Source organism: Telluribacter roseus, from assembly GCF_017355915.2.
Taxonomy (GTDB): Bacteria; Bacteroidota; Bacteroidia; order Cytophagales; family Spirosomataceae; genus Telluribacter.
Map to the genome: position 1 here is coordinate 194,858 of NZ_JAFEUV020000003.1, position 26,219 is coordinate 221,076.

Consider the following 26,219-nt stretch of genomic DNA (forward strand, 5'->3'; position numbering starts at 1 on the left):
GGGGACGGCTTTGGTGATGCGACCAAAACTGTGATAGCTTGTGCTGCTCCGGCTGGTCATGTCACCCAGGCTGGTGACTGCAACGACAGCGACAACACTGTCTATCCAGGTGCTCCTGAACTACCTGATGGAAAGGATAATGATTGTGACGGCAACACCGATGAAGATACCCCTGCTACCCAGCAGCTGGTGAGCTTCACGCTGATCAATGCCGATAATGAGCAGCCCATCCGGGATATAGCCCCTAATGATGTGCTGGATCTGAACAGCCTGCCTACGCGTAACCTGAACATCCGGGCCAACACGGCTCCTTCTTTGGTGGGTAGCGTCAAGTTTGTCCTGAGCGGTAAGCAGAGCAGGACTCAGACCGAGACAGGCTTCCCTTACGCCCTTTTTGGAGATCAGAACGGCAACTACCGCAACTGGACACCGGCTCTGGGTACGTATACCTTACTGGCTACTCCTTATTCGGAAGCGAATGCCGCAGGCTTAGCAGGGACTGCTCTTACACTTAGCTTTACCGTAGTAGAGCAGGCTGCTCCTGCCAATCAGAATCCTACGGCTGATGCGGGCGCAGACCAGACCATCACCCTGCCTGTTAACACAGTAACGCTGGCTGGTTCCGGTAATGATCCTGACGGCAGCATCGCCTCACACCAGTGGACCCAGCGGAGCGGACCTGGCACCGCTACTCTAACCAATGCAGGTACTGCTGCCCTGACTGCTAGTAATCTGGTGGCGGGCACCTATGTCTTCCGCCTGACGGTCACCGATAACCAGGGAGCCACTGCCTACGATGAAGCTTCCGTCTTAGTGAGTCCGGCTCCTTCAACTACTCAACAGGTGGTAAGCTTCACTCTCATTAACGCTGATAACGAACAGCCTATCCGGGATATAGCCCCCAATGATGTGCTGGATCTGAACAGCCTGCCCACGCGCAACCTAAGCATCCGGGCTAACACGGCTCCTGACCGGGTGGGTAGCGTGAAGTTTGTTCTGAGTGGCAAGCGGAGCCATACTCAAACTGAAACAGGCTTCCCCTACGCCTTGTTCGGCGATAACAGCGGCAACTATAATGGCTGGACACCGGCTGTGGGTGACTATACGCTGGCAGGTACTCCTTATACTCAGGCAGGCGCGAAAGGGACGGCCGGTACTACGTTGACCATCAACTTCTCCGTTGTGGAGCAGGATGCTCCTGCCAATCAGGATCCTACGGCTGATGCGGGCGCAGACCAGACCATCACGCTGCCTACTAACAGCGTTTCTCTGTCTGGCTCGGCCAACGATCCGGATGGCAGCATCGCCTCCCACCAGTGGACCCAGCGGAGCGGACCCGGTACGGCCTCTTTGGTTAATACCAGCACCCCTACATTGACAGCGAATAATCTGGTAGCCGGTACCTATGTCTTCCGATTAACAGTAACGGACAATCAAGGGGCTACCGCATTTGATGAAGCTTCTGTCACAGTCAATCCCGCACCCTCAACTACTCAACAGGTGGTGAGCTTCACGCTGATAAATGCGGATAATGAGCAACCCATCCGGGATATAGCCCCCAATGAAGTCATTGATCTGGCTGCATTACCGACTCGTAACCTGAACATCCGGGCTAACACCAATCCTTCTCCGGTGGGCAGCGTGAAGTTTGTCCTGAGTGGCAAGCAGAACCGTACCCAGACGGAGACCGGCTTCCCCTACGCTCTCTTTGGAGATGACAATGGCAACTACCGCAACTGGACACCCGCTTTGGGAAGTTACACCTTAAAGGCTACTCCCTATACTCAAGCAGGGGCCACGGGTACTGCCGGAACCATGCTAAGTATTAACTTCACGGTAGTGGATCAGTCCATGGCTCGCTTGGCTGTGGAAGAAAAAGTGGAAACAGAAGCCTTACAGGTCCTGTACTTTCCTAATCCGTTCACTGAATCCTTCGCTCTTAAGGTACAGGGAAAAGGGCAGGGGAAGCTACCTGTTGTAGTGTATGATGTTCAGGGACGACCCGTATTACAGCTGGAAGATATACAGCCTGAGCAGACTCTTAGTCTGGGCTGGGAAGCAAAGCCGGGAGTTTACTTCCTGCAGGTCGGCACGGGACGTAAAGCTAAACACTACAAGTTGATCAAAGTACAGTAGCTAGAAGTTTACAGAAAATAGAGGATCACAAAAAGAGCCTGCTGCACCAGCAGGCTCTTTTTGTGATCTATGTAGCTGATTTAAGTTCTTTGTACCTCTTGTTGGTTCTACTTCCGATGAATTCCTTCTATGTAAACTAAGCAGCAATTGCCTTACGGGTGGGTATAACTGTATCTTAATGAGCTTATAATATTCTGTATTTAAGTAGCTTATACAGCAAAAGGTCACAAGCATAGTAGCATAGATGAAAAAAGGTTTAGCCACACGAACCGTGCCCCTATGGAAAGCAGCGGCCCTCATGCTTCTGGTCCTGCACCTTCTTACTCAGATGAAATCTAGCATTCCTGAGTCAGGTACTCCCTCTCTATCATCTATCAGAGAAAGTACTATCAACAGGAGTACATCCTTTATGCTCAGAATGAGTAGTTCGATAGCCAGGAACTATATCTATCGGCAGCTACAGGCCTCCCACCACTACCGGGAGCTCTCTCATAATTCATACTACGTGATCGGTACAGACAATAAGCGATACTACCACATCAGTATCCGGTATAGGATCAAGCATTCGAGTGGGGAAGATGTGATTAATACCCACTGTTTTAACTTCACTGAATCAGGAACGCTTATAGAAACCTTTTCCTGTGACTGATGGCAAGTTTTGAAAGCATACCACCTCTCTGCTTTTATCAATTGCTAGTAGCGTAGCGATCCAGCCGGAGTACAATTTCCATAAGTTGGTGGTGAGTCATCTCAAACAGTAGTCAGGTAGCTTTATTCTTCTATTGTAAAAGAATAGATAATGGCTGTTCAACAGCATACGAGCTGTCGTCGAAAGTCCTGGAGTCAACACATGTATACTTTCAAAAGTAGCAGGTAGTTTACTTCACAGATCCGAATCAGTAGCGATAGAGAGTTTACTGTTTTTCAGATTGGTGCTGATTTGCTATTCTTTATAACCACCTACTAGCATAGAGATAAAAATACCCTAAAACAGGTATTGACAAGAGCTGCCCTATTCCTATATTTTTACTGATGGTTAAGGATATTGGATTGACATCCATACGCTTACTACCATCTGTCTCAGAGAAGTTCCTTAACTATATTGTCCACACATTTATATCTTCTAGCTGAACTATGGAGCAATACTACCTCCCTACTCTGCTGATCTAATCAGCCACTTTCTCATCTTTTGTTCTACTACTTCTAGTTGCGCCGCACAGTTTATATAGTAGTAGTGCTCTGCTTCGTCCCCAGCTACCAGGCTAAATCCATTAAGCTGCTTTTCTTTAATCTTAGCATGGTTGTAAAAGGGAGTTTGTTTGTATTCGTACAGGTATAAAATGTCTATGCCCATTTTGCGGAGACTTTACATCATATATAGTTCACTTATACATTTCAGTTTTATTTACCACAACCGCACCCTATTTTATGTCTGAACATTTATTCTCCCTCGTTATCAAGCACTGCCTATGTTTGCTGGTCATGCTCGCAAGTTTTTCCTTTAATACCAGCGCTCAGTACACTATCAACACTTACACCGGTACTGGAATTAATGGATACAGCGGTGATGGGGAAGCTGCTACGGCAGCTATGATAAATAACGTTCATGGAGTAGCCATAGATGGAGCCGGTAATCTCTACCTTGCTGATCAAGGGAACCACCGCATCCGCAAAGTGAGTACCAGTGGCATCATCACCACAGTAGCCGGTACTGGAACTTCAGGCTACAGTGGTGATGGGGGACCTGCTACCGAAGCTATGATAAGTCAGCCTGGGGGAATAGCGGTAGATGGAGCCGGTAACCTCTACTTTGCTGATGGTGCTACTCGCATCCGTAAGGTAAGTACCAGTGGCATCATCACCACGGTAGCCGGTAATGGATTTAATGGCTGCAGCGTTGATGGAACAAATCCTACGGAAGCCATGCTGAACCCTAATAGTGTAGCGGTAGATGGAGCCGGTAACCTTTACATTGCTAGTTATGGTTGTAGTCGAATTAGTAAGATAAGTACGAGTGGCATCATCACAACAGTAGCAGGTACAGGAACTCGTGGCTACAGCGGTGATGGGGGACCTGCTACGGAAGCTATGATTGGTATTGTTCAACATTTAGCTGTAGATGGAGCCGGTAACCTCTATATTACTGATTATAGTAATGCTCGCATCCGCAAGGTAAGTACGAGTGGCATCATCACCACAGTAGCCGGTACTGGAACTTCGGGCTACAGCGGTGATGGGGGACCTGCTACGGAAGCTATGATTGGTTATGCTTTGGGAGTAGCGGTTGATGGAGCGGGTAACCTTTACATTTCTGATCAAGGTGTTTATCGCATCCGCAAGGTAAGTACGAGTGGCATCATCACCACAGTAGCCGGTACAGGAACTCAAGGCTACAGCGGTGATGGGGGACCTGCTAAGGAAGCTATGATTGGTGAGTCTGAGGGAATAGCGGTAGATGGAGCCGGTAACCTCTACATTTCTGATGCTAGTAATCGGCGAATTCGCAAACTAATTCCTACCACCCAGCAAGTAGTAAGCTTTACGTTGATGAATGCCGATACTGAGCAGCCCATACGTGATATAGCCCCTAATGAGGTACTGGATCTGGCAAGCCTGCCCACGCGCAACCTGAACATCCGCGCCAACACCAACCCTTCACGCGTAGGCAGCGTCAGGTTCGTCATGAGTGGCACGCTCAGCCGCACGCAGACGGAGACGGGCTTCCCCTACGCCTTGTTCGGAGACAATGCAGGTAACTACAACGCGTGGATACCTGCTGTGGGCAGTTACAGCCTGACGTGTACGCCTTACACAGGCTCCGGAGCAACGGGGACGGCGGGTGCACCTCTGACTGTTAGCTTTACCGTAGTAGAGCAGACCGCTCCTACTAACCAGCCGCCCACGGTCAATGCAGGAGAAGATAAGACCATCACGCTGCCTACCAACAGCGTTACCCTTACCGGTTCAGCCCATGATCCGGATGGCAGCATCAGCAGCTATGGCTGGACCCAGCAGAGCGGACCTGGCACCGCTACTCTAACCAATGCAGGTACTGCTGCCCTGACTGCTAGCGGACTGGTAGCAGGTACCTATGTCTTTCGCCTGACGGTGACGGATAATCAGGGAGCTACTGCCTATGATGAAGCTTCCGTCTTAGTGAATCCAGCACCTTCTACTACTCAGCAGGTAGTGAGCTTTACGCTGATGAATGCGGATACGGAGCAGCCCATACGTGATATAGCCCCCAATGATGTATTGAATCTGGCTACACTACCCACCCGCAACCTGAACATCCGGGCCAACACCAACCCGGGCCGGGTGGGCAGCGTCAAGTTCGTTATGAGTGGTAAGCTCAGCCGCACGCAGACGGAGACGGGCTTCCCCTATGCCTTGTTCGGAGACAATGGGGGAAACTACAACGCCTGGACACCTGCTGTGGGTAGTTACAGCCTGACGTGTACGCCTTACACAGGATCCGGAGCAACGGGTACGGCAGGTGCACCTCTGACTGTTAGCTTTACCGTTGTAGAGCAGACTGCTCCTGCTAATCAACCTCCTACGGTCAATGCAGGAGAAGATAAGACTATCACGCTGCCTACCAACAGCGTTACCCTTACCAGTTCAGCCAATGATCCGGATGGTAGCATCAGCTCCCATGGCTGGACCCAGCAGAGTGGTCCTAATACAGCTACACTGGTCAATGCTAACGGCGCTACCCTGACTGCTAGCGGACTGGTGGCGGGTACCTACGTCTTCCGCCTGACGGTGACGGATAACCAGGGAGCTACTGCCTATGATGAAGCTTCTGTTATTGTCAATCCGGCTCCTTCAACTACCCAGCAGGTGGTGAGCTTCACGCTGATGAATGCGGATACAGAGCAACCTATACGGAATCTGACAGCTGGTGATGTACTGGATCTGAACAGCCTGCCGACGCGTAACCTGAACATCCGGGCCAACACCAACCCTTCACGTGTAGGCAGCGTCAAGTTTGTCATGAGTGGTAAGCTCAGCCGGACGCAGACGGAGACGGGCTTCCCCTATGCCTTGTTCGGAGATAACGGAGGCAACTACAACGCCTGGACACCTGCTGTGGGCAGTTACAGCCTGACGTGTACACCCTATACCGGCTCTGGAGCAACGGGGACGGCAGGTACACCTCTGACGGTTAGCTTTACCGTAGTGGATAATTCCATGGCTCGTCTAGCGGTGGAAGAAAAGGTAGAAAGGGAAGACATGCAGGTGCAGTACTTTCCTAATCCGTTTGTTGACTCATTTACGATACAGGTGGGGGATAGAGGGCAGGGTAAGCTACCTGTTGCAGTCTTCGATATTCTAGGTCGCCCAGTACTCCAGCTGGAAGATGTACAGCCCGAGCAGAGCATCAGCCTGGGTAAGGAAGCAAATCCCGGAATGTACTTCCTGCAGGTCGGCACGGGACGTAAAGCCAAACACTATAAGTTGATCAAAGTACAATAAGTAGAAGTTTACAGAAAATAGAGGATCACAAAAAGAGCCTGCTGGTGCAGCAGGCTCTTTTTGTGACCTATCTGGCTGGTTTATGTTTTTTGTACCTATTGTTGGTTCTACTTCCGATCAAATGGTCCTATCAGTAGCAATTAGCATCATATAGCGGTGTTTCATCAGTAGCCTGTTGCGTCAATTAAGCTGTGTACTGAAGGAGTAGGTTTTCTGCACATTTTTAAACTGCGGATCAGTAGGAATTATGGCTTTAAGCTTGAAGGAAAGGTCCACCTACAACTACTCTTAGCGTTGGAAGACCCAGATTACTTGACGCGTGTAGAATAAGTGGTGCTTGTCCCTGTAAAAAAGGACTAATGATTAAGTTAGACTTAACCAGAGCCAGGCTGTACTCTGGCTAGCTGCTTAGTAGTACACAAAATATACTGTAAATCTGGTATTGCTCCTTGATACACCTTTCTCTACATTTGACTGCTGAATTCCAGCATATTATCCACACCATGAATAAGGATATTAGGCAAAAGCCTGGTATCCTTTCTTTTTAGAGAGTCCATTATCTCTAATTGGCAAAAGAGTCTTGTCCTATTATTGATTTATATCTTTTATAAAAAGAAATTTACTTCTAGCTTCTTTATACCTCTTATTGGTTCTACTTCCGATAAATCCATTTTATCAGCATCAACTCTTCTGAAAGAGCCGACGTAGGGATAGCTGTCAAAGGTGGCTTTCCGAAGTGATATTGGCCCGATCTTGCGAACATCTTTAAGGCTATATAGTGGTAAGAATCCTTCCAGCGGTTTCGAACTGATAAGGGTTTTTAACAGGTGCTACTATTCATATTTGATGATAGGCTATTAACGTAGCATCTAAAGAATGTGCAATCCAAACAAGGTTAGTAAAACTAATTTTTTACGTATAAACCACCTACTTCTCGAGCTTTACTTTAATACTATAGTACTTTAATATTTATGTATAGAATCAAAAACTCTATTAATCTATGTTAAGTACAAAATGGCTCTTGTCTGGATATGTTTTCAGAATAGTATCATTGAAGTTGATAACATGAAAGGCGTAGGCCGAGAGTGCCTCATTAAGCCTTCACTGAATCCTTTACTTTAAAAACTCACTCACTTCGTACTCCCTACTGAACCCCAGGCATGGGTAATGTTCAAGAATACCAAAATGGGTGTAACCTCCTTTTCTGAACCGCTCCCGGATGAAGTCTCGCCTTTCCGCGGCTGATAGCATGCCTAAATAGGTATGGCCCAGTCTATGGAAGTACTCTTTCAATGTATCGGCCGTAACAGTGGCGGGAAGCGTATCTTTATTGTGGAGCAGAATCAACTCCCAGCTTTTGCCTCTGTCAAGGTCTGCTATCAGACTATCAAGTATGGCTTGCTCCTGGGTAGGAGTATCAAACATGGATGGTTCACCTACATCTAACTCCCCATCAGTGATAGTAGATTTCTCGTCTGAAATAGGTCTTGTGCCCTCTGGAAGGGAGGCAGGTGAGTGAGCCGTTTCCTGACGACTTCCCGCATGGCTGGAAGTAAGACAAGCCGAAGAGCCCTGTATCCGCTTGTGCCGGTACTTTCTGTAATCTACCCTCAGAAGATAATCGGCCAGATCAAGGCCCTGTTCCCTTTCTGGCTGAGTAGCTTTTTGCTCCAGAAAGTCCGACACCACAAAGCTGGCCAAATCAGCATTTCTTTTGGTCTTTTCTACCCAGTCCCTGAAAGCTTTGCCATCTTTGGACAGATCAGGAAATAAGATCACCTTTCGGCCCCTTAGGGCTTGCAGTCGTTCATCGTTGAAGCCTTTCCCTCCGGTAGCCAGCCAGAGGTATCCGGGGAGGTAGATACTGGCGATGATGGCTGTTTTTTCACTCTCCACCAGGGCCACCACTTTTTCAGGTTCCTGCTCAAGCAGGTGCTCCCCATACAGGCATTGGCTGAGGTGATACTCCCTGCTGTCTTGTAGTCTGCTGTGAGCAAAGGTGATATGATCATAGGGTTCTTTCACTCTTTTGCCAGTGAGCCGGTTGTACAGCATGATCTTGCCTGTTCTAATCCTCCCTGCCTTGTCTTGCTGCCAGAAAATAGTAGCTCCCGGCCAGACATCAGAGGTGCCTATACCATAGAGCTCCTTCACTCCTTTGACTGCTTCCTCATCAAATCGGGCGAGGAGGAACTGGATGAACTGGTTGTCTTGCTCGCATTCGAGGCTCTTCTGGAAGACTTCGGAAGGGATATAGGAAACGGGTCTGGGCGGTGTTAGGGTTGGCTGGTGGGCTCGGCATCCGAAGCCCCACTCCTTATCCTTTTCATAGATCAGCCGGGAGTACCCAACTTTGTACGGGCTCAGGTGATAGCCACAACTGACTTCGCGGTCGCAGCGGCCGTACTGTTCAGGCAGAAGCTCTTCGGTATGGGTATCGATGTATCTCACGAATTTACGCCTGGCTCCACAACTGGGGCAGGTTTCTTTATCACCTGGTATCTTATAAGGTTTAAGAATAAATCTGTACTGATTACTTGACATACCTAGGAACATTTATGAGTAAATGCTCTACAGAATTGGACATTAAGTGGTGAAGTAAACGTTGGAACGTTGGAAAAAACGTTGGAAAAAGTAGATTTCCAACGTAATGGAAGGGCTGGAAGAACGTTGGAAGTTGGAAATTGCCTATATAGGGCTTTTCCAGTTTCCAACGTTATTAGGGGCTATGAACCTGCCGGCCTGTAAGGATTGATTGCCTGGAGCCGATACACAACTTCTTTGCCCGCCTTCGCCTTGATCAAGCTGCAGGCCTGGCCATGCTCATTGTGCAAGGTGGTCTCTTCTTCTATGATCGTACTAAGGCGCTCACTAATGGTTCTTGCGGAGGACTGGAAATCCTCGCAAAGCTTTTTCATCAGTTCAGACTTAGGTAGGGGCTGTCCATCCCCCAGGTAAGCTTCCAGGAGCTCTACCAGGTCTTCCACCTCAGCCTTATGCCTGCGCTTGTTTACTAGTTCGGACATGTCGGATGCATCTGCCAGTACAAGTCCCTTTGCCTCCTGGGAATATTTGATGTGGAAGGGATCCAGACGCTTTGTGCTGCGGCACTTCAGAAACTTTACCCGGATCAGGTCCGTATCGTTCTGACTAGCATCCTTTTCAAAACCTACCTGAATAACCGTAGAGGCCTTGTTCATGATCTCGGTTCCCAGGTGCCCCCGGGCCTTTTCACCTCCCGGATTTTCATGAATGAGAGCCAGGAAAGTAACATCATACTGGTTGATGTAGAGATTCATCAGGTCTAGCAGCTGCATGCTGTCTTCGGTACGGTTGAAATCCCGGATGCAGTCCGTAATGACATCCAGTACTATGAAGATGTGCCTGTCGGGATGCTGCTCACGTGTAAAGTCCAGATACTCCTGCAAAGCATAAAAGCGCTGTCTCCGTTCAATATCCAGCAAGGAGATAAAGTCGAACTGTTCGGGCTGTTCTTCGATACTATACCCGGCTTTAAGCTGGATAGACTGCAAAGCATAGGGTAATTGTTCTTTCAGGTTACGCTCGGTATCCACGTACAGCACCCGGAAGTCTCTGGTGAAGTTCTTGGCAAAGCCCAGTAATTGGGTCTCATCCCCGGTCAGAGGATCTCTCAGCAGGAAGCAGGAACTGAGTACCTCAGCGAGCCGTGACTTATGAACACCCGCCTTGCCCTGGATGACATTAATCGTGTTGGGGAAGATCACTGGATCCGCACCACGCCTTATGATCGGCTTGGTAAACTCGATCCTGCGGGTTTTTGCCACTTTCAGCAGCAGCTGACTGTCCAGGATCTTTTGCAGGTTCTTACTGATCTTAGACTCTGCGGAGTTCTCATCCCTTATGGCCGGATCACTGAGAGTAGCTGTCCTTTCTTCTATATGGCTTTCTAATTCATTAAGTACAGTTAAATCAGCTTCCGAGCCAGAGTCGGTGTTTAGATTTTTATGTATATTTATCATTAGAAAAAAAATTAAGCATTACATCATTCCTGTTGTAAAGAGCGGCTTCCTATGGTCGCTCTTTATTGTTTATAGGCCCTCACTACCTATCTGCTCTACGATTTGCCTATTGATAGGTATACTGCCATTCCTGCCTACTGATGCGTCTGAACTAGTTGAGCCTTTCCGGGCCTTGTCCTGTTGAGAGAAAGGCCTCACTCTTACCTTCTCCATGGAGCTGGTAGATGTTAGGACTTCTGATCTCATGGTACTGACTGGTTTTGGAATAGTTTAGAAAAAGAAAAGGCCCGCATAGGTGGGATGAACTATACGGGCGTGGCTGCCATCGAGGGCAACCAGTATCTTCGGCAATACATCGCGCTACATCCCATGACTGCGATGTATTGCTATTCTCAATGATCGAATAAGTGGCTTCTCTTTCGATAGAGGCAAATATAAGTGCACTTATCAGAAATTAACATACATGTAGGCAAAAATTATGTATTTTCCATGATAGGAGTATATTACTGTCTGCTGCTGTCAGTGTTATATTATGGTAACATTTGCTGTATTAATAGCCAGTAATACGCCTCAGATTTGACTATTTTGTTATCTTTCGTTAACATTGTAGCAGTATTTGTACTCCATGTTGTTACAATTTAGCAGGGACAAAAGGTGACAGATAAAAGCATTGCTGATAGCAGACTGATCAGGGCTACTAAGATTAAAGTGTACATAGAGCAGTACACGGAAGGAAAACATAAAGCCTTCGCGGAACTGGTGGGTATCCTGCCTTCTAATTTATCGCAGATGATCTCCGGCAGGCGTCCCATCTCCGATCGTATATGGCACCGGATCCACAGCCGCCTGGGGATAAAAGAAGTAGCAGCGCCCAGGGATGTACAGGGGGGGGGCAGCAGTCAATCAGCCGCTACGAATCACGAGGGAGAGCAGCTCAGAAAGTGGCTTATTGAACAGGGCATTGCTCAGAAGGAGCTGGCTGAAAAGCTTGGCGTTAGTACAGTAGCTGTCCACAACTACCTGAAGACAGAACACTTTCGGGCTGATACACTCAGAAGTATAACGGATGTCTTCGGTGTTTCTGAAAACGAGATTTTGGGACAAAGGAAAGATCAGCGGATACGGGAGGGCTATTTGCCGTTAGTAAAGGTTGGGCAGCGTAGAAATACGAAGTGGAAAGAACTAAGCTACTTATATGTAGGGGATAATTATAAAGAGGGGGGAGTGGTATTTGAACTTGGGCACGATGGATTGCAGTCCCCCTTTGCTCCGGGCTGGCAAGTCATAGGTGTAGAGGTTGCTTCTGAACGCTACAAGTTCACAACGGGATTGGTAGCGGTGCAGTTTGATGATACGATCCAGATCCGCCGGATTCGTAGGAATGACATTGTATCACATGGCTACCTGGTGCTGGAGTCTGATGATCCCAAAGGAGATATAATCACCGTATTGAAAGAGGATATTCAAAAACTGTGGACAATTAATAGTATAATCAAAGGTACTTTGCAATAGTAATGGTAGGAGGTTCATTCAAGTTTATTCTACGGGATAGACCCAATGAAGACGGTACACATACAGTTCGGCTGCGCTACGCTTACAACCAGAAGGATTACAAAAGAAATACGAACGTACGTGTAAAACCTAGAGAGTTCTATCCCAAAGGGACGCTGAGTAAGGCTAACTGGATAAGGCCCAGCAACTCGAATTATGCTATTCATAACGCTACATTGAAGGCCATTTTTGAAAGTGCATTAAAGGCATATAATAAGCTTCTGGAGCTAGAAATAGAGCCTACAGTAGAGAATGTAAAGAATGCGCTGAAGGGATCATTGGATGCACTTGAGCCAGAAGAGGTACAGGAAGGGTGTTACCTGGAGTATTTTCAAAATGCTATTGAGCTGATGCGCCAGGAGCCGCAGCATCGGCGTACGGCCATGAACTATGAGGCGATCTACAATAAGTTTAAGGAGTTTGTCGGTAAAGATCGACTACCTTTCTCCCAGCTCACTCCAAAGCTGATAAGAGACTATGAACTGTGGGAGTTACAGCGCAATGGACGTACCACCGTTAGTAAATCGCTGCAACGTATGAACAAGATTTTTAAGGATGCTGCCAAAGAAGAATTACCCGGTACCGAAAAGAATCCATTCCGCAACATCAAGCTGTCCTTTGAATCAAGGGAGAAGGAAAAGCTCGAGCTGGAAGACTTTTACAAGCTGGGGGAATTGGAGCTTGATCCAGGTAAGAAGGAGTACCACGTCAGAAATCTATTCATGTTCCTCTTCTATGCACATGGAATGCGGATTGGAGATGCCTTGACGTTGAAGGGGCAGGACATTAGGGAAAGTAACGGTATATATACTATTTACTACAAGATGGAGAAGACTAATAATAGGGTAGAAGTAGAAATACCCTTTCCAGCTTTAAGTTTCATAGGGGAATACTTACAGTCGAAGAAGTATAACAAGTTCCTGTTTCCATTTCTCAATAATAGCCTCGATTTTTCCGATCACTGTTTCCGATCCCGGCAGATAGAAGCGAAAACAGCCTATATAAATAAAGTTTTAAAGCAATTAGCTAAGAAGGCAGGGTTAATCAAGGGATATAACGATGCAGGTGAGCCTGAATTTAAAAATCTTAGCTGTCACGTAGCCAGGCATAGTTTTGCAGACCTGGCAAGGAGGAAGGGAATTGACCTCTATGTGATCAGCAAGGCCCTGCGACATAGCAGCGTTAAGATTACGGAGCAATACCTCTCATCGTTTGATGCAAAGGCCGTCAATTCAATCAATCATATCTATGAAGATGGTCCTAAAAAGGCTTGAAAAGTGGGGCCATAAATGGGGCCATAAATTTTTATCTTCCTGTTATAGATATTGTAACATGAAAGGCCCTAAATGAGCTAAAAACGAGGATTTGTGAAATAAGCCTTTACACAAGTTATCACAGTTATAACTCCGTCGGGGTCACATTTTGAACATGAGGTACTATGAGGTACCACAGAAAAACCGCCTGATTTTTACAGTCAGGCGGTTTTTTGTTTACTATAAGTGTCAGTAATAGGAGGAAATATTCAGCAAAGTTCCGTAAGCCTGTATTGCTTAGAGGCTACTGTATGGTGCCTTTGAAATATTATTATGTATCTGGTGATCAGTTTTGTATAGTATGTGATGGGTGTTTACAACTATCTATATAGCCCGAGGGTCTATTTAGATAATTAATAGTTTAGTATACATCCCTATTCTGTCTGTGATGAAAGATAAATCAATGGCTGACCTGTTGGACATGGCATTCTCTATGAAAGCCTTAAAACTTTGCGGCAAGATCGTCGCTGTTACTATTATTACGCTCTGTACGGTAGGAGCTTTGCCAGCTATCCTTGCCGGTATGGTAGGTCTGGGCATAGCAGCTCTGGCGGTTCAGGTCTGCCTGATCTGGCTGATTATGGGGGCTCCCAGGTTTTGGCAAAAGCATCAGTTCAATAGCCTTCCAGCATCTGCCACTCTGGAACAACAACTGGAACAACAAATTGTATAGTAACCCTTCCTTGATGTTTATTTGGCTGAGCCAGGCTATAGTAGGCCTGGCTTTTTTTGTCCTCAGCCTTAGGGCCAGGGTTACCCCATCGGGCGTACCTGGGGTACTACAGGATTGTCGCTGCTTCACAATAGAAAAACAGGGCCCGAAGGACCGAAAGGGTGGGGAGCTGGATTAGAGAGATACCTACTACTTAAACAAAAAGGCCGCCTATGCACGGGCGACCTTTTTACTTTATATCAATCCAGACTATTAATGCGCGGTCTTTGCTTCTGAACGCTTGAATAGTTTGCTGCCCAGGGTTACAAATTGTGCTATCACCGCTCCCAGTAGTACACCGCCCAGCGCTAGTACCAGTACCTTTACCAGCCACGCTACCACGGGCACACTAGCCAGGGAGTGCTCTAGTGCCTCCAGCGGGTGGTGCAGAAATGGCAGACCGTGCGCAATGATTTCGGCTCCTACCCACAGCATGGCCGCCGTACCTACATAACCCAATATGGTCAGGAACTTTGGCATCGACTTCACCAGGCCGCGCCCGATCTTCTGGGTGGTCGGGCTGAATCTTTCCTGCGCCATGTGCACGCCAATGTCATCTGCTTTGACGATCAGGGCCACAAACCCATATACCGCAACGGTAATAAAGATGGCAACCGTCAGCAGCACCACGATCTGGGTGACCAGGGGGCTATCGGTAACCGTGGCATAGGCAATGGCCATGATCTCGGCCGAAAGGATCAAGTCGGTTCGTACGGCGCTGGTGACCCGCTCTTTCTCCAGCTCCTGCGGAGTTATTACTTTCATATCTTCGGTGGGCTCATCATCCGGTGCGTGGTGAGATTTGCTGAAAATGGAATGCACCTTTTCGTAGCCCTCAAAGCACAGAAACGCACCACCTATCATAAGTATGTAAGGTATAATGGCCGGAGCAAAGTACCCGAGCAGCAGGGCTGCCGGCCCTAGTATAAGCACCTTGTTGATGAGCGACTTTTTAGCGATCTGGTAAATGATGGAGAGCTCGCGCTTTGGATCGAGACCCACCACATACTTAGGCGTTACGGCTGTATCGTCGATCACGATGCCGGAAACTTTGCCCGTTGTTTTAGCCACCTGCGTCGGAACGTCATCGAGGCTTGCCGCACTGACTTTGACCAGTGCCGCCACATCATCTAAAAGTGCGAGAAGACCTGTCGCCATTATATAGAGTTTAGTTTAAGTTTGAATTAGGCTCATGCTGACTCATACTACTGAATAACTGTGCCAGCACTTTTTTCCACGATCCGAATGTAAGCGAAAGACGTGGGATTGCAATTGCAGGGGAATCGTAATGTAGAAAAATTTAGATGAGGTGGTGTGGGCGGAGGGGCTTTTACCCGAAAGTAGACCTGTATCTTCGGGTTGTATACGTGCAGGAAACGCTACGTCATTGTACTAAGCAATCACCAAAAATGCAGCCAGCAGGGGATGATCCTGTGGCTGCATTCAGTGGTAGGAGAAATGTCCCTACTGTGGTATCTCCAGCCGGGTACTTACCGCTATTCTGTTCCAGGCATTGATAATAACTACTGCCATGATTACCTGGGCTATGTACCCTTCGTCAAAGATGGCCCTGGCCCTGCTATACGTCTCCTCCGACAACCCATGCTGGTGGATCAGCGTGACTTCTTCTGTGATGGCCAAAAGTACCTTCTCTTCCGGCGAAAACAGGTTGGTTTCCCGCCAGGCGTTCAGAAGAAAAATGCGCTGACTGGATTCCCCGTTCCTGAGGGCATCTTTGGTGTGCATATCAAGGCAGAAGGCACACCCGTTTATCTGAGAGGCCCTGATCTTGATCAGCTCCTTGTGTGCTTTGGGTAGTTGCGTAGAGGCCAGGTACCCTTCCAGTCCATACATGGCTTTGGCTGCCTGCGCCTGTGTTTCCATTATGTTTATGCGCTTTTCCATTTGCTGTGTTATTTGTTTAATGATCAATGACACAACAAAGGTGGGGGGGGGAGCGACCAATCTTCTTAAACTGGTTTAAGAACGTCTTTTGCTCCTGATCTCACTGAGGTATTCCGGCGTGAACCCCAGGAAGGAGGCAAGCAGGTACTGCGGTATGCGCTGCACAAACTCCGGGTAGTGATCGTGGAAGTGGTAGTAGAGGTCTTCGCGGGAGTAATCGTACAGGTACTTTATGCGCATCTGCGAAGCAGCATAGGCCCGTTGGTATACAAACCTGAAATACCGCTCCATCGCAGGTACATTCCGGAGCAGGGCTTCCTGGGCATCATGGCTGATCACCAGTACCTCGGAAGGCTCCACCGCCTGTATAAAGAACCCGGTGGACTGCTGTCTCTCGTAGGCCATGTTATCGGTGATCCACCAGTTCTCAATGGCGAACTCGGTGGTCTGCTCCACGCCTTTATCATTGATAAAGAATTTTCTCAGGCACCCGCTCAACACAAAGAAATGCGATCGGCAGATCTGGCCCTCCTCTAACAGGTTCTCTTTCTTCCGCACCGAAGCCTGCGTAAAGTAGGTACTTATCTCTGCGTATTCGTCGTCATTAATCTCGATAAACTTCTCCAGATGGTTTCTGAATGTTGCTGGCATAGGTACTTAGGGTAGTAGTGATTGATTATGAAAGATAGTTAATTACTGCTCAGAGTAGAGGAAGGTATTATATCAGATGCAAGGCAGTACTTCAGGAGAGTATTAAAGTACATAAGCCTACTCTTACAGGTACGCTCTGCAAAAAACAGCAATATGAACTTACTTTATCTGCTTATTCCACTGCTACTTCTCAGTTTTTCCAATGATCGCAAGGAAGGTGATTTCCGTGAAAAACAGGTACAGGATAGCACCCAGCGCAAAGAAAACCCCGTGATTCCCGGCGACTTTGCCGATCCCTCGGTGATTCGGGTGGGCAACACCTACTATGCCGTAGGCACATCATCTGAGTGGGCGCCGCATTTCCCCATCTTTCAGTCCACCGATCTGCTGCACTGGCAGCCCATGGGTTATGTATTCCCAAAGACACCCTCCTGGGCGGCAGCCTCGTTCTGGGCGCCTGAGCTCTTCTACCGCAATGGTACCTACTATGCCTACTACGTGGCCCGTAAAAGGAGTGACGGTATATCCTGCATCGGAGTAGCCACGTCCAGTGATCCGGCCAAAGGTTTTACTGATCGGGGGATCCTTCTGGAATATGGCAAAGAAGCCATTGATCCGTTTGTGGTGGAAGATGAGGGGCAGTTGTATATGACCTGGAAAGCGTACGGCCTGGACCAGCGGCCGATTGAAATTCTGGGTGCCCGGTTGTCGGATGACGGCCTGAAGGTAGTAGGAGAGCCATTTATGCTGCTGCGTGATGACGCGAAGGTGGGGCTGGAAGGGCAATGCCTGGTGAAGCGGGGTGGCTACTACTACCTGTTTTATTCGCCGGGTAACTGTTGCGGCCGGGGGTGCAGTTACAAGGTGGAGGTAGCCCGGTCGGCCACGTTGCAGGGCCCTTATACCCGGTACCCGGGCAACCCTATCCTCTCTGAAACCAGGGACTGGAAATGTACCGGCCACGGTACCCTTGTCACCTCTGCCGATGGGAAGGACTACTACCTCTACCATGCCTATAGCAAAGAGGCGGATGTCTATACTGGCCGGCAGGCCCTGCTCGGTGAGGTAGTCTGGAATAGTCCGGACGGGTGGCCTGATCTAAAACCGCTGGGAGAGAAAGCCGGTGTTATCAATAATTTTCGGGACGATTTTGCCAGGGCTCCCTTAGCCGGTGCCTGGCAGTGGGACTTCCGACATGCCCAGCCGGAATGGAAGGTAGAGAAGGGGGCTTTGTATCTGACCGGACAACCGACCGCCGACAACCTGACCGGCACCGTCCTGACCGTTCGTCCCCTGGCCGGTGAATATGAAATGACAACGGAAGTCGTCAACCCTAATGCTTCTCTCAAAGGATTGGTACTATACGGCGATGCGGGACAATCGGTAGGTATAGGAGTTGCCGAAAATACAGTACAGGTATGGGAGGTCAGGAAAGCTAAGCGGTCTGTCCTGAAGGAAGAAAAGCTAAGCGGCAAGGGGCCGGTACAGCTAAAAATGAAGGCGAAAGAAGGGTACCAACTTCGGTTTTACTGGAGCCAGGATGGAAAAGACTGGAAAGAACTGGAAACGGGCAGTACGTATTACAACGGCGATTTCCTGCCGCCCTGGGATCGTAGCCCCCGTCCCGGCCTGATGCAGAGCGGAACACTACCAGCGGCATTTAACTACTTCGAGATCAGGTACCAGTAAGGTATCAAGTTATAAAGTGCACAGCCCGTTGGAGGCTGTGCACAGAAGTATCGGTTGGCCTACGCATACAGGCTCTGGATGATTGACTGGTATCTTTCCAGCAGTACTTTGCGCTTTAGCTTCAGGGTAGGGGTCAGTTCCCCGCTTTCAACGGTCCATTCTTTGGGTAGTAAAGCAAAGTTCTTGATTTGCTCTACATGGTTGAAGTACTCGTTGTACTGCTTTATGGCTTCTGAAATAAGAGCCCGGACCCGTTCATCCGTAGCGGCTGCCAGATGCCCCGGATACGTCAGACTCTGACCGTCGTACCATTCTTTAACGGCCTGAAAGGCCGGTACAATGAGTGCTCCTACATACTTCTGCGACTCACCTACTACCATGATCTGCTCGATCCAGCGGCTCTCCACCATTTTGTTCTCAATGGGTTGCGGTGCCACGTATTTGCCGCCGCTGGTCTTGAAGAGTTCCTTTTTCCGATCCGTGATCTTCAGGAACTTCCCGTTTATCATAGTACCTATATCGCCGGTGTGTAGCCAGCCATCCCTGATGACTTCCGCGGTGAGGTCCGGACGTTTGTAGTAGCCCATCATCACGTTGGGGCCTTTGCAGAGGATCTCTCCGTCTTCAGCAATTTTTACTTCCACCCCTTTCAGCAGGGGGCCGACAGTACCAAACATCCGGTTGGTTTCGGGATAGCGGTTGCCGCTGATTATGGGAGAGGCTTCCGTCAGTCCGTATCCTTCCTGTATGATGATATTGGCGGCAGTGAATACTTTCAGGAGTCGTACCTGGCAGGCCGCCGCACCGGTAATAATGGACTTTACTTCACCTCCCAGGGCCTCACGCCACTTGCTAAATATCAGCTTATTGGCAAGCGCCAGCTGTACTTTATAACCCAGCGGAAGGGGCGTGTTGATCTCATAGCGCTCGGCTAGTCGCAGGGCCCAGTCAAAGAGGCTCTTCTTGATGCCGGTTAGCTCGCTTCCTTTCCTGATAATGGCTTCGTATACCTTTTCCAGGAGCCGGGGAACCGTAGTAAAAATAGTAGGCTTGACCTCCCGCAGGTTTTCACTGATCTTCTCCATGCTTTCGGCGTAGTAGATTGCAACGCCCGAGTAGATAAAGCAATAAGTAGCCATCCGCTCAAAGGCGTGATTGAGCGGCAGAAAACTAATGGCTCTTTTGCCCCGTACCCCCACCTTAGCTATGATCAGGCTACTGCTATACATGTTGCTCATGATGTTCCGGTGCGAAAGCATTACTCCTTTGGGGGTACCCGTAGTGCCCGATGTATAGAGAATTGAGGCTAAATCCTCCGGATGTACCCTAGCTTTGCTTTGGGCCAGTCTCCTTTCCAGCTCCGGCGAGACATCAAAAAGCAGTTCTTTCCAGTGGCGTACATTGGTGATCGGGTTGAAAGAGAAAATAATATCCAGCTCAGGCAACTCGTTGCTGATACCGCTCACTTTGTCGTAGAGGTTCTGGTCTTCTACAAATACTGCTTTTACAGAGGCATTCTGCAGAATAAATTTCAACTCATGTACATTGATGGTAGGGTAGATCGGAACAGAAATAGCCCCTATCTGCTGGATAGCCAAGTCTACCATGATCCACTCCGGGCGGTTGGCACTGATGATGGCTATTTTATCACGTCCTTCGATGGAGCCGTTGCCGGAGGAGAGCCCCTGAGCGAGTAAACCGACACTCAATTGATTAACCATGTCGGTCACCTCCCGGGTAGAGTACTTACGCCACTGGTTGTTTTCCTTGGCGCAGAGCATGTCCTCCAAAGGCGTATGCTCTAACTGATACGCCACACAATCAAATAGTCGGGTTGGCTCTGAAGAGCCTTTTGTGTTATGCAACACGTCTGCCTGCAATCTCATTTTCAGTAATTGCTTCTTCTCTTATCAGAATAAATAAAAGTACTGCTATGTACGGGTGTAAGATAAGAGGGGAGTAAACGGGATACAGCTATGGTCGTAGGCTGTGTTTGAATAACGGGAATAGGTAGCTTAATGTTGGTACCGGTATGCATTTATGCCGCTGGCCCGCAGCGAGCAGGCAGGTAGACTACCATCAGGAATAGCCAGTGTACCTCGGTGTGAGATGCAGGTGTTGTGGGTAGTATAGATTTAAGGGAAAAAACTGAAAAATAATACGTTTATTTTTCAAGGAATACAACAAAATTACAAGAAGGCCGTTATATAGCTGTTACGCTTCTTCAACCCTGGTACATCCCACCAGGGTATTTTTTTGTCCGTACTGGCTGCTAATCTATCTTCTACTTATCCTTAGTTAAAGAATCACTCGGTAGTACACTGGACCTCTACTTTACAAATGGCGCCCTGGCTACGTACTCGTAGGACTTCCTGACGGCCTCTATCTGGGGAAGCGAGGTACTGGTAGCGGGGTTAGGATATTCAAGCTCGACATAGTACCTCTCCAGGCCGCCGGTCGAGTAGCCGACGGTAAAGATGTTTTCAAAATTCATAAATCCGGTCGAGCCCAGGATGTCGCGGTCCTTGATGTGCAGGAGGGGGAACCGTCCGGGGTAGCGTCGGAAGTAGGTAACCGGGTCGCACTGGCCCATGACCGCCCAGTACACATCCATCTCGAAGAACACCAGGCCGGGGTCGGTGTTCTTGATAAGAAAATCATAGAAGATTTCGCTGGGGTAGGTATCCTTGGTAACCTCCATCTCCGGCGACCAGTCCTCCCCCCGTTTTACTCCAATCCGTTTGAACTCCTGGCTGTGGTTGTGGTAGCCCCAGCGGATGTTGGCCTGCTTGGCCAGTTCTCCCGTCTGGTTAAATACCTCACATACCAGCTTAGCATCATCCAGGGTATTGACCACGGGCATAATAGGCTGTACCATCACGGGTACCCCCATCTCCTGATGGTCCGCGACGGCCCGCTTCCAGTATTCAAGAACTGTCTTGGTATTCTCTTTGGTATACGATTCGATCTGGATGCTACGCTCGCCCTTGCCGGTTCCGCCGCCATCCCCAAACTTATAGATGCTCTGCAGGGGAGGCTCCAGGTGCGCACTGGTCGGTTCTAGGCCGATGTCATCCAGCATTTTGCGATAGTCCTTTATCGTGTACCCTAGTATGGAGCCTTTCTTGTCCTGCTGCTCATACCCGTGGAGCTCCACGTGCGAAAAGCCAATGTTCTTCAGAGCTTTCAGCGAACCCACCATGTCCTGCTTTAATTGCCGGCGGATCGAGTAGGTCTGGATGCCTATTTTTTTGGATGGGGCAGCGGCCTCTACTTCCCGGGTCTGGGCGGTAGAAAGCATTCCGGTGGCCGCAAGGGCCGAGGCTTTTTTGAGGAAAGATCGTCTTTGGTTCATACTGGGTAGTGATTAAGGGCCTTTGGGGCTACGATATAAAGCGAGGGGAGGAGGATCATATACTAATGAGATGATCAGAAAAATGGGGTGTTATATAGAAGCCCATCCACTCAAAGCAGGCTTCTCCTCCTTTCCATCAGACCGTTAGATAAAATAAATTGAATACTGCGGGTGTACCCTGTACCTTCTGCATTCATCCTACCGTTGATCTGTCATAAAGACAGAGATCTTAACTCAACTATACACTGCTTATGAAAATGCTCCCCCTGTTTCAGCTCTTGGCTTTACTCGTTGTAGTTTTAGCCTGTAGTAAACACCGCTCCGAAGTGGTGATCCGAGGCGATATAAAAGATCTTCCGGCCGGTGAACTGCTCCTCAGGGACTTGGGTACCTGGCGAACTATTGATTCCGTGCAGGTGGTAGATGGCACCTTTACCTTCTCCATCCCGGCCGATAGCGTTCCGCAGCCCCGGCTGGTCATGCTGAGTCATAGAGACTCGTTGGGTATTATTACATTACTTACATTCAAGACCGGTAAGATACATAAGGGGAAGCCTACGACAGTTGATGTCTTCATGCTGGAAGATGGCCTGCAGATCAGTGGGAGTTATGCAGGTAGCTATAAGATACATGATAATGTGCATGGTATGAAGCAATATCTAACCGTTACATCGGGTAGGCAGACGATGGTAATGTATAATGACACGGCGAACTTTCCGATGGTCAAAAAGATAAGTCAGCTCAAAGAGCTGGTCAGCAGGCATCCCTACTCCTACTACTACCTCTATGAATTGGAGAGGCGGGTGGGCCGGCTGGACAATGATCAGTTCTTCACCGTTTTTAATCGTTTTGAAGAAGAGGTAAAGGAGAGTCCGACGGGGCGGGAGCTCCGGCAGTACGTAGAAAGCAGGAATAGCAAAAAGCTGGATTTCGCGACGGTGCTACCGGATATACACCAGCAACCCAAAGCAGTACTTGATAAAGACGCGGCTATCCATGTGGTGGTGCTCTGGGCCTCCTGGTGTGGGCCCTGTCGGAGAGAGATCCCTCAGCTAAAAAGGGTATATCAGGCCTACTCGGGTAATAAAGCCTTTCGGATGGTGTCTATTTCGATAGATGAAAGTACCCAGGCCTGGGAAAAGGCCGTGGCACAGGAGCAGATGCCCTGGGACCAGTTGCTGATGACGGCGGAGGCAAAGACCTACGCGAGAGAGCTATTCAGCTTTGATAGGGCCGTTCCCGTCACCCTGTTTATTGACGGGAAGGGAAAGCTGATCAGGAAAATGGTAGGGTATGATGAGGGGAGCCAGGCCGTATACGATAGTATCATCACCAGGAGTCTTATACAACAGCCCGTTGTGAGCCTGAGGTAGCAGTAAGGCTCAGCAGCTACTTAGTACCAGTCGATTTGAATCCTTTCAGGGAGAGTAAGGCTGACGCAATGCTGGCAGGAGATGTATGACCAAGCTCAGGGAATGGACTGACCGTAGTCACAATTCAGGATAAGGGAGTGAGGTACCTTTACAGAAATTTGGAGAGTATCTCTTACTTAAACATTCATAGCCTTACTATATATGGAGACCATACTGGATTTTGACGCAACTGCTATTACAGTTGGTGAGTTAGTAACGGCTGATATCCGATCAGCCGAAGTATTTAAGCGCCTGGGGATTGATTTCTGCTGCAACGGCAAACGTACTCTGGCGGAAGCCTGTGACCGGGCAGGTATTGAACTGCCGGTAGTACTGGAAAAACTGGAACGGCTTCCCGCCAGAGAGCGGCTGGCTTCCGAGCAGTTTGACCAGTGGGAGCCGGATTTTCTGGCGGACTATATCTTGAATGTACACCACCGCTACCTGTACCAGAACCTGCCGTTCATCCAGCCGCTGGTACAAAAAGTAGCTACTAAACACGGAGATCGGTATCCGGCTATGCGGGAAGTACTGCAGACCTTTGAAGAACTGAGTGAGGAGCTAGTCTCACATCTGCAGAAGGAGGAGGAAGTACTGTTCCCGACCATCAAGAGCCTGGTGGCCGCTAAGCAGGAGTACGGTGACCCTACCCGCCGGGCTTTTCTGAATGCTCCCATTACCGTGATGGAGCATGAGCACGACAATGCGGGTACGTTGTTGTTCCGGTTGAGGGAGTTGACCAATAACTATACCCCCGCGGAGGATGCCTGCAACTCGCACCGCCTCATGCTGGCTAAGCTGGCTGAGCTGGAAGCAGACCTGATGCAGCATATCCACCTGGAAAATAATATCTTATTCCCCAAGGCACTAGAGCTGGAGCAGGAGGTGGTGCTTAGCTAGTAAAGTGGTACGCAGGTGGTACTGGGTACTTGGGTCTGGTACTACCTGTATTCCTGGTCATGGCCGGGCTCCCTTTCATGTCCTACTTTTACGAGAGTCATTTAGTACTATCAGCAGGCATGTGGGCGGGTGTTCTGTTTATGTGGCTCGCTCAATTTACTGGCAGGTAGTGGTACGGGTAATTAATTGTACTACTGCCACCTGACCGGAAAAGCCAGGATCAGCTTTACTTCATAGAGCGCTAGCAGCAGGAGGAGTACCGCGTATGGGGTACCCATCAGCAGGAGAATGCAAAGGCCTGCTACCAGTAAAAAGGCGGCGAGTACCCGCTGCTTTGCATCAACCCTGAGCCAATTAACCAGCACCATGGCCGCGATGGTATAGATGGCCACAACCGCGATGGCCACCCACGCAGCCGGAAATATCCACCCTAGCAGGCAGGGCTGAATAACGTGCAGCATAATGAAAGCAGACCGTTTGGCCGGGCTTCCGGCGTAGTACTTAGTGGTGGGTTGGGTGAAGTTGGAGACTACTCCCCCGGCAAGGTCCAGCGATAGGATACCCAGCAGAATAACCCTGAGGTTGCTCAATGGGTAGTACCGGGCTTCCCAAAGTACAAGTACTGTCACCAGTAGGGCTGCCCCATAGGTGAGGAGCAACTCAAACGCCGAAGTCTCTACCCCATGTAGTTCCTGTAAAACCTTCGGTACCTTGATGGATCTGTCTAGTGCATTCATAGTCTTGTTTTATAGCATCCATACAAAGATCCGTTTCAGCGGTGGCGATTCCTTTTACATTTGTTAAAAGCCGCCGAGACTCACTGCTTTTTCTGGGTACCTGCCCGGATGCGGCTCAGACTAACCTGACTAATGCCCAGGTACGAAGCGATGTGCCCCAGGGGAATTCGCTGTAGAATGTCCGGACGCGCCTCCACCAGTTCCCAGTACCGCTGGGTAGCATCCTTATTTCGCAAAGCCTCGTAGTAGTGGGTAATGCGAAGCAGCTCCCTTTGCTGAAAGCGGAGTGCCCACAGCGCCCACCGGTGCGAATGCGCATAAAGCGCCTCCAGATCTTTATGATGGATACAGATCAATCGGGTATCGGCCTCCGCTACTTTGATGATAGTCTGGCTGGGCGTCTGGCGGTAGAAGCTGTCCAGTTCCGTAAAAGACTCTCCTTCCGCTTCGTACCAAAGTATCTGTCCGTCCGGGCGCTGTGCATACACCAGGCCCTCCTGAATAAAATACAGCCTCTGACATACCTGCCCCTGGTTCACCAGAATATCCTCACGGCTACCTACCAGCTGCTGAAACTGGCCCTCGGCCAGCGCCCAGTCATCAGGATGCAACTGCTCCGAAAAGGGGATATGCTGAGCGACATTCATCTTCATACATTAGCTAACACGTTTGGATCACTCTTCCTGCTCACACTGATTACAGATACTACTATATTAATCAATAATGGGATTACACCTACTATACGGACGTATCATGCCGGGCCTCTACAGGTGCTTAAGTATAGCTAAAAGCATTTTTTTGCTATTTATGCAAAGTATATGTAATCTTATGGTTACTTTGGCTTCATGTACTTCTGATATATAGAATGATAGATAGAAGGAACGGCATCTGCCTACTGATAGACGATGATGTGGAGGATCACGAGATCTTCACCATAGCTATGATTCAGGTAAATCCTTACGTGGATTGTGTGACGCTGAGTAGTACCGCAGCGATCCGGGAGCTACGTACTAAGCCTGAGTTTGTACCTGATGTTATCTTTCTGGACCTGAATATGCCGGATATGGACGGCAAGCAGACAATCGCTGAGTTGAAGCGTATAGATCGGCTTCAACAAACTCCCATCATTATTTTCTCGACCCTGGAGACTATGGAAGATGTGAATGAAATGAAGGAGCTAGGGTCATTCGGCTATGTGGTCAAGCCAAGCTCCATTGAGGAACTGGTCAAAACGCTCGGGAAGGTATTTAATCATTATTCCCTCGGCGAAGGGCAGTTCTTCTACCCCAGGAATCCCTTCAGAAATTTCTGATCCTTGCTTCATCAAGCGGGAAGGACTAATCCAGGCTCTCATCCCAAACTTCTATTCAGAAGCTAC

At 48.9% G+C, this 26,219-nt stretch carries 19 protein-coding genes; 10 read left to right on the forward strand and 9 right to left on the reverse strand.

Annotation, left to right across the window (positions count from 1 at the left end; all coding sequences use genetic code 11):
• The 3 genes from JTN23_RS07015 to JTN23_RS07025 form a co-directional block, all read left to right on the forward strand.
• The coding region (locus tag JTN23_RS07015; protein ID WP_247233360.1) for a PKD domain-containing protein at nt 1–2,136 on the forward strand (2,136 nt) is incomplete at its 5' end.
• Nucleotides 2,137–2,380: 244 nt separating this feature from the next.
• Entirely contained in the window at nt 2,381–2,785 is a 405-nt protein-coding gene (locus JTN23_RS07020) for a hypothetical protein (RefSeq protein WP_247233361.1), read from the forward strand.
• An 833-nt stretch (nt 2,786–3,618) separates the two neighbouring features.
• Nucleotides 3,619–6,615 carry a PKD domain-containing protein gene (locus tag JTN23_RS07025; RefSeq protein ID WP_491630934.1) on the forward strand — a complete coding sequence of 999 codons (2,997 nt, stop codon included), beginning with the start codon at nt 3,619–3,621 and terminating at the stop codon, nt 6,613–6,615.
• Between the two features lie 1,113 nt (nt 6,616–7,728).
• On the opposite strand, the gene JTN23_RS07030 is transcribed toward JTN23_RS07025, so the two are convergent.
• Together JTN23_RS07030 and JTN23_RS07035 are read right to left on the reverse strand one after the other, a co-directional pair.
• Entirely contained in the window at nt 7,729–9,171 is a 1,443-nt protein-coding gene (locus JTN23_RS07030; protein WP_310586710.1) for a DUF6371 domain-containing protein, read from the reverse strand.
• Nucleotides 9,172–9,341: 170 nt separating this feature from the next.
• Nucleotides 9,342–10,616, reverse strand: a complete 1,275-nt coding sequence (locus tag JTN23_RS07035; RefSeq protein ID WP_247233366.1) for a hypothetical protein — start codon at nt 10,614–10,616, stop codon at nt 9,342–9,344.
• 654 nt (nt 10,617–11,270) lie between these two features.
• On the opposite strand from JTN23_RS07035, the gene JTN23_RS07040 reads away from it, so the two are divergent.
• From JTN23_RS07040 to JTN23_RS07050, 3 genes are all read left to right on the forward strand, one after another.
• Nucleotides 11,271–12,128 (forward strand): helix-turn-helix domain-containing protein, encoded by an 858-nt coding sequence (locus JTN23_RS07040; RefSeq protein WP_247233368.1) that lies wholly within the window; start codon nt 11,271–11,273, stop codon nt 12,126–12,128.
• A 2-nt stretch (nt 12,129–12,130) separates the two neighbouring features.
• Nucleotides 12,131–13,441 carry a tyrosine-type recombinase/integrase gene (locus JTN23_RS07045; RefSeq protein ID WP_247233370.1) on the forward strand — a complete coding sequence of 437 codons (1,311 nt, stop codon included), beginning with the start codon at nt 12,131–12,133 and terminating at the stop codon, nt 13,439–13,441.
• A 427-nt stretch (nt 13,442–13,868) separates the two neighbouring features.
• Nucleotides 13,869–14,153 (forward strand): hypothetical protein, encoded by a 285-nt coding sequence (locus JTN23_RS07050; protein WP_247233371.1) that lies wholly within the window; start codon nt 13,869–13,871, stop codon nt 14,151–14,153.
• A 252-nt stretch (nt 14,154–14,405) separates the two neighbouring features.
• Here JTN23_RS07050 and JTN23_RS07055 read toward each other — a convergent pair whose 3' ends face one another.
• From JTN23_RS07055 to JTN23_RS07065, 3 genes are all read right to left on the reverse strand, one after another.
• Nucleotides 14,406–15,350, reverse strand: coding sequence for a DUF808 domain-containing protein (locus JTN23_RS07055; RefSeq protein ID WP_247233372.1), 945 nt, complete (start codon nt 15,348–15,350; stop codon nt 14,406–14,408).
• Nucleotides 15,351–15,656: 306 nt separating this feature from the next.
• Nucleotides 15,657–16,097 (reverse strand): carboxymuconolactone decarboxylase family protein, encoded by a 441-nt coding sequence (locus JTN23_RS07060; RefSeq protein ID WP_247233373.1) that lies wholly within the window; start codon nt 16,095–16,097, stop codon nt 15,657–15,659.
• 75 nt (nt 16,098–16,172) lie between these two features.
• Nucleotides 16,173–16,748, reverse strand: a complete 576-nt coding sequence (locus JTN23_RS07065; RefSeq protein WP_247233374.1) for a Crp/Fnr family transcriptional regulator — start codon at nt 16,746–16,748, stop codon at nt 16,173–16,175.
• 153 nt (nt 16,749–16,901) lie between these two features.
• Here JTN23_RS07065 and JTN23_RS07070 point away from each other — a divergent pair, with 153 nt between their 5' ends.
• The gene (locus JTN23_RS07070) at nt 16,902–18,437 is read left to right on the forward strand and encodes a family 43 glycosylhydrolase (RefSeq protein WP_247233375.1); all 1,536 of its coding nucleotides are present in this window, start codon (nt 16,902–16,904) and stop codon (nt 18,435–18,437) included.
• A 59-nt stretch (nt 18,438–18,496) separates the two neighbouring features.
• On the opposite strand, the gene JTN23_RS07075 is transcribed toward JTN23_RS07070, so the two are convergent.
• Nucleotides 18,497–20,323 (reverse strand): AMP-dependent synthetase/ligase, encoded by a 1,827-nt coding sequence (locus tag JTN23_RS07075; RefSeq protein WP_247233376.1) that lies wholly within the window; start codon nt 20,321–20,323, stop codon nt 18,497–18,499.
• 443 nt (nt 20,324–20,766) lie between these two features.
• Nucleotides 20,767–21,792: a sugar phosphate isomerase/epimerase family protein gene (locus JTN23_RS07080; RefSeq protein ID WP_247233378.1), complete on the reverse strand. Its 1,026-nt coding sequence runs from the start codon at nt 21,790–21,792 to the stop codon at nt 20,767–20,769.
• A gap of 251 nt (nt 21,793–22,043) precedes the next feature.
• Between JTN23_RS07080 and JTN23_RS07085 the strand changes: the two genes are divergently transcribed.
• Nucleotides 22,044–23,165: a TlpA disulfide reductase family protein gene (locus JTN23_RS07085; RefSeq protein ID WP_247233380.1), complete on the forward strand. Its 1,122-nt coding sequence runs from the start codon at nt 22,044–22,046 to the stop codon at nt 23,163–23,165.
• Between the two features lie 201 nt (nt 23,166–23,366).
• Nucleotides 23,367–24,104: an iron-sulfur cluster repair di-iron protein gene (gene ric / locus JTN23_RS07090; protein ID WP_247233382.1), complete on the forward strand. Its 738-nt coding sequence runs from the start codon at nt 23,367–23,369 to the stop codon at nt 24,102–24,104.
• A 191-nt stretch (nt 24,105–24,295) separates the two neighbouring features.
• On the opposite strand, the gene JTN23_RS07095 is transcribed toward ric, so the two are convergent.
• Together JTN23_RS07095 and JTN23_RS07100 are read right to left on the reverse strand one after the other, a co-directional pair.
• Complete coding sequence (locus JTN23_RS07095; RefSeq protein ID WP_247233384.1) at nt 24,296–24,841, reverse strand: hypothetical protein; 546 nt, start codon at nt 24,839–24,841, stop codon at nt 24,296–24,298.
• Between the two features lie 80 nt (nt 24,842–24,921).
• Nucleotides 24,922–25,494: a Crp/Fnr family transcriptional regulator gene (locus tag JTN23_RS07100; RefSeq protein WP_247233386.1), complete on the reverse strand. Its 573-nt coding sequence runs from the start codon at nt 25,492–25,494 to the stop codon at nt 24,922–24,924.
• A 212-nt stretch (nt 25,495–25,706) separates the two neighbouring features.
• Here JTN23_RS07100 and JTN23_RS07105 point away from each other — a divergent pair, with 212 nt between their 5' ends.
• On the forward strand, nt 25,707–26,153 hold the full coding sequence (locus tag JTN23_RS07105) for a response regulator (protein ID WP_247233389.1): 447 nt from the start codon (nt 25,707–25,709) through the stop codon (nt 26,151–26,153).
• The last annotated feature ends 66 nt before the right edge of the window (nt 26,154–26,219 follow it).